This is a genomic window from Streptomyces katrae (assembly GCF_000966975.1).
GTDB lineage: Bacteria > Actinomycetota > Actinomycetes > Streptomycetales > Streptomycetaceae > Streptomyces > Streptomyces katrae.
Window position 1 is genome coordinate 1 of record NZ_JZWV01000261.1, and the last position, 4319, is coordinate 4319.

General features: G+C 71.9%; 7 protein-coding genes. 3 read left to right on the top strand and 4 right to left on the bottom strand.

Annotated features, from left to right (window positions below):
* The first annotated feature begins 88 nt into the window (after positions 1 to 88).
* A complete protein-coding gene (locus VR44_RS11235) occupies positions 89 to 598 on the top strand; it encodes a DM13 domain-containing protein (RefSeq protein ID WP_045947292.1) in 510 nt (169 codons plus the stop codon).
* Positions 599 to 863: 265 nt separating this feature from the next.
* Here the strand turns inward: VR44_RS11235 and VR44_RS11240 are convergent, their stop codons facing one another.
* The 4 genes from VR44_RS11240 to VR44_RS41110 all read right to left on the bottom strand — a co-directional run bounded on the left by VR44_RS11240 (position 864) and on the right by VR44_RS41110 (position 3285).
* Positions 864 to 1097 (bottom strand): anti-sigma factor family protein, encoded by a 234-nt coding sequence (locus tag VR44_RS11240; RefSeq protein ID WP_045947293.1) that lies wholly within the window; start codon positions 1095 to 1097, stop codon positions 864 to 866.
* Positions 1094 to 1765: an RNA polymerase sigma factor gene (locus VR44_RS11245; RefSeq protein WP_045947294.1), complete on the bottom strand. Its 672-nt coding sequence runs from the start codon at positions 1763 to 1765 to the stop codon at positions 1094 to 1096. The genes VR44_RS11240 and VR44_RS11245 overlap by 4 nt, the downstream gene beginning before the upstream one ends.
* Positions 1766 to 1888: 123 nt before the next feature.
* Positions 1889 to 2119 carry an anti-sigma factor family protein gene (locus VR44_RS11250; RefSeq protein WP_045947295.1) on the bottom strand — a complete coding sequence of 77 codons (231 nt, stop codon included), beginning with the start codon at positions 2117 to 2119 and terminating at the stop codon, positions 1889 to 1891.
* Positions 2120 to 2229: 110 nt separating this feature from the next.
* Positions 2230 to 3285 (bottom strand): polyprenyl synthetase family protein, encoded by a 1056-nt coding sequence (locus VR44_RS41110; protein ID WP_052713552.1) that lies wholly within the window; start codon positions 3283 to 3285, stop codon positions 2230 to 2232.
* Here VR44_RS41110 and VR44_RS11265 point away from each other — a divergent pair.
* Entirely contained in the window at positions 3198 to 4013 is an 816-nt protein-coding gene (locus VR44_RS11265) for a terpene synthase family protein (protein WP_281187133.1), read from the top strand. The two genes, VR44_RS41110 and VR44_RS11265, sit on opposite strands and share 88 nt — an antisense overlap.
* A gap of 115 nt (positions 4014 to 4128) precedes the next feature.
* Positions 4129 to 4319, top strand: a 191-nt coding sequence (locus tag VR44_RS11270) for an ATP-binding cassette domain-containing protein (protein ID WP_157880271.1), incomplete at its 3' end; no start/stop codon positions are given.

A 4319-nucleotide genomic window follows, 5' to 3' on the forward strand; every position in this document is an offset into this window, starting at 1 on the left:
TACCCGGTACCCGGTACCCGGTGCGCCGAGGCAGTTGCCGAAGCCGCCCCCGCGCCCCACGAACACCCGAAACGAAACGGAAACCCTCATGTGCCGCAGCAAGCGCCGCAACGCCCTCTGGATCACCGCCGCCGCCCTCGTCGTCGTGGCGTCCGTCGGGCTGTACCTCTTCCAGCCCTGGAAGCTGTTCACCACGGACCGCGTGGATGAGGCGCCTCCCGCGGCCGCCGGCCGGCAGGCGGGCACGGTCAAGCAGGTGGCGAGCGGGGCGTTCATCTCACACGAGCACGAGACGAGCGGCTCGGTCGAGATCCAGCAGCTCCCCGACGGGAAGGCGACCCTGCGCCTGACGAACCTGCGCACCTCCGACGGTCCGGCCCTGCACGTGTGGCTCAGCGACCAGCCGGTCAAGAAGGGCGGAGGAGACAACCTCGACGACGGCAAGCACATCGACCTCGGCGGCCTGAAGGGCAACGAGGGCAACCAGAACTACGCGATCCCCGCCGGCACCGACCTGAACAAGTTCACCACGGTGACCATCTGGTGCGAGCGCTTCAGCGCCTCCTTCGGCGCGGCCGCGCTCAGCGTCCGCTCGTGACGCGCTGACGCCTGCGCCGCGACCGCCTCACTGCGGGACTGGCGCTCCACGGCGACCACGACCCCGGTGAGGACCACGCCCCGGCCCTGCCCGGCGACCGACGCGCGCACCGGGATTCCGGGCGCGCTCCGGCGCTCCCTGCGCGCCGTCGTCAGGGCGTGTACGGCGGCCGTGACCGCTCCGTGTTCCAGGTGGCCGAGCAGGCTGGGGACCAGCCCCCGGGCCGTCGACACGTCCCAGGCCAAGCGGCCGCGCCGCACGGGCGTTACGCGTCCCGCTGCCAGTCCCGGAAGGCGGAGAGGAGGTGCTGCCTGGCGTCCGACGAGATGCCGTCCGGCGTCAGTTCGCCCGTGGTGGCGATCGTCTGACGGAACTGGTCGAGGTAGGTCTCGCACCCGGAGCACTCCGCGAGGTGCTCGATGAAGCGCCGCTCGTCCCCTTCGGACAACGCGCCGTCGAGGAACTCTGTCACGAGCTCCACGAAGTCGTTGCAGTTCACGCCCGCCCCCTCCCGCCCGCGACACCCTGGGCACCGAACAAGTACGACTCCAGCTTACGGCGTAGCAGAGCCCTGCCCCGATGGAGGAGGACACGCTGGTTCCCCGGCGAGATCTCCAGGAGCGAGCAGACCTCCTCGGACCCGTACCCGGCGACGTCACGAAGGGTGACCACGGTACGGAGGCGGGGCGGGAGTTCGTCGATGGCCTCCGCGATCAGCTCGCGGACCTCGCCGCGCAGCACGTGGTCCTCGGGGATGTGCCAGGGACGCGGTTCCTGCCCGGCGACCCAGTGCCCGGCGTACTGCTCGCCGGGGGCGCGGAAGCGCTCGGCGTCGACGGTCGGCCCTTCCTCCTCCGGGAGCAGGCTGGCGAAGGGGACCGTCCTGCTCTCCTTGGTGCCGCGCGCCTTGGCGGTGTTGACGAGGATCCGGTACACCCACGTCTTCAGGGACGCACGGCCCTCGAAGTTGTCGATGCCCCTGATGACCGCCAGCCACGTGTCCTGGACGGCCTCCTCGGCGGAGTCCTTGGTCGACACGAACGACATGGCGAGCCGGAGCATGCCGCCCGACCAGGAGTCCAGGACCAAGGCGAACGTCTCCTCGTCACCTGCGCGAAGGCGCTGCACCAGGACCTCGTCCGAGGGCAACTCGCGTGGGCCCGCCATGATTCTCCCCTTGCCGGCGTCAACTGGAAGCGTCAGCCTAGGGCAGCGGAACTCGGGCGGGGTCCGCGGGGGTGCGTTCGGTCATCTTCCTGTAAGGACCTTCACGGCCGCCGGACGCCGAGATCAGTCACGGGGCAAGCCGCGGAAGGCTCCGAGGAGTTGATCGCGCACCGCAGGGGGCAGGTTCGGGCCGGGCAGTGCACCCACGGCCGCGCTGGTCTGCCGGAACTGGTCGAGGTACGTCTCGCAGCCCTCGCAGCGCGCCAGGTGGACGAGGCAGCGCAGCTCGGTCGGCTCGCCCATGGCGCCGTCGAGGAACTCGGTCACCAGCTCAACGAACTCGGCACAGTTCATGACACCTGCCTGTTCTCGTGTGGCGGACGGACTGTCGACTCCCACCTGCTCGTCCCGGTGAGGAGTCAACACCTATCACGATGCTGTGGCGCTGCCGAACCACGCGCGGATCATGTGCGGCGACGCCGCACCAGCCGCCCGGGCCGGCATGCGGCGAGCACGGCCCGCGGGTCGCACAGCGAGGTCGGTGGAAGGAGCTGGTAGATCTGCAGCAGGGCGCGGTGCAGCTGCGGGCTGTGCCCGACCCGGCTCATGAGGACCAGGAACCGGTCGGGCCAGCTCGGCATCCGGTGGTAGAGCTTGCGGCGGTTGATCAGTTTGGCGTAGGGGTGGATGGGCGTGTTCGGGCCGATGTGCGCCGCGAGCTCCGACATGGCCGACGAGCCCAGCTGCTCGACCCGCTCACGGAAGCCGTTCGGGTCAGTGGGTGGCCGGTCGGGCCCGCGCCCGTACAGCATCAGCAGGACCTGCCGGTCTTGCAGGGCCGCCACCAAATCCTCCGCGCCCGCGCGTGACGTGCTGCCCGATCCCGTACAGGGCCCCCGTGAACCCCAGCTCCTGCGGTGTTCCCAGCCAGGCGGTCGCGTACGACCGGCCGGAGTCGACCCGCAGCTCCTCCGGGGCGGGGTATCCCAGCGCCCCCAGCCACGCGGCCCCGCCAGGGACATCAGGTGGTCGCCGACCAGCATGGCCAGCGAGCGGCCGCCGACGCACGGACGCGACCCGCTGGCCAGGGGAGTCTCCAGGGCGACGTGGACGGTAGCCAGGCCGTGGCGTATCGGGCTGTCGTCGGGGACGGTCGCCGCGGCGTGGACGAGTTCCATGGAGGCGGCCGCGCGCAGCAGGGCGTCACATCCGGGCTGGCCGGACGCCCGCCACCCCCAGTAGCAGAAGGCCGCCCTCATGCGCTTGCCGTGCCGCGCGGCCACCCGCAGCTGCTCCGTGACCGGCCGCAGCGCGCCGTCGATCGTCACGAGCCGCTCGGCCTCGGCCGCCAGGAAGTCCTCCAGCAGCGCGTCGATCCGGCCCTTGAAGCCGGCCGGGTCCCAGTGCTCAGACTTCGTCGGCGGAAGCGGCCCTGCGGGCCACGACGTGCTGGGCCGGGACCTCCAGGTGCGCCGGGGCCGCCGGTGCGACGGGCTCAGGGCGATACGGCCGCGGGCCATCTGCACCCGAAACGGGCCACGACGACCCCGACCCGTGGACGCGCGCATGGGCGGCGGCCATCGACGACCTGCGCGCCTGCGCCCTCCCCGCCCCCTGGCAGCGCGCCCAGGACGGCATCCGCGCCTACGCCCTCGGCTGCGTCCACGAAGCCTCCCTGCGCCGCACCGCCTCCCTGCCGCCCCTGGACCACTACCTGCCCTTCCGCTACGCCCTGGCCTCCGGCCGGTGGATGGCCAGCCTGGTCGAGATCGCCGGCGAGTTCGACCTTCCTCCCCACGAGATCGCCTCACCCCTGGTCCAGGCCGCCCAGGAGACCGCCCTGACGGCCGCCTTCCTCGACAACGAACTCCTCTCCCGCGGCAAGGAGGAGGCCCGCGGCGAGTACGACTGCGGCCTGATCCCCGTCCTGCTCGCCGAATCCGGGCCCCGCACCCTCCAAGAAGCCGTCGACGACACCGTCGCCCTGCGCGACCGCGTCATGGACCTCCACCTTCGGCTCGCCGCCGCCGCCGTCCGCGCCGACGCCGGCCCCCGCACACGCGACTACGTCGACCTCCTCGGCCGGGCCTCCGCCGGGATCACCACCTTCAGCCGCGACACCCTCCGCTACACCACCCCCCACCAGCGGAAACCTCCCATGACCTCCCACCCGACACCGCCGCGCCGCGGCCCCTGCCGATCCCGGCTCCCTCCCCAGATCGGGCGATGGACACAGCGGGCCCACTGACAGCGAACGGGATGGAACCGGTGCACCACCACGCGGGACAACGTCACACGGTCGGAAGAACGGATTCCGCAAGGGCAGGCAACCCGTCAGGCAGAGCACCGGGGCGCCCCTGTCCATGGAAGGAGTGTGGAAGTCCTACGGCGCCCGGAGCGTGCTGCGCGGGGTGAACGTGACGGTCGAGCCCGGCACCCTGCTGGGCGTGACCGGTGGGAACGGCGCGGGCAAGACCACGCTGCTGCGCACGATGGTGGGCGAACTGGCCCCCGACGAGGGCGCGGTGCACCGGGACGGCGAGATCGGCTACTG

What these genes read in the sequence shown, in the direction of transcription:
- VR44_RS11235 (WP_045947292.1), top strand. Translation starts at nt 89, where the DNA reads ATGTGCCGCAGCAAGCGCCGCAACGCCCTCTGGATCACCGCCGCCGCC.
- VR44_RS41110 (WP_052713552.1), bottom strand. Translation starts at nt 3,285, where the DNA reads ATGGCCCGCGGCCGTATCGCCCTGAGCCCGTCGCACCGGCGGCCCCGG.
- VR44_RS11245 (WP_045947294.1), bottom strand. Translation starts at nt 1,765, where the DNA reads ATGGCGGGCCCACGCGAGTTGCCCTCGGACGAGGTCCTGGTGCAGCGC.
- VR44_RS11250 (WP_045947295.1), bottom strand. Translation starts at nt 2,119, where the DNA reads ATGAACTGTGCCGAGTTCGTTGAGCTGGTGACCGAGTTCCTCGACGGC.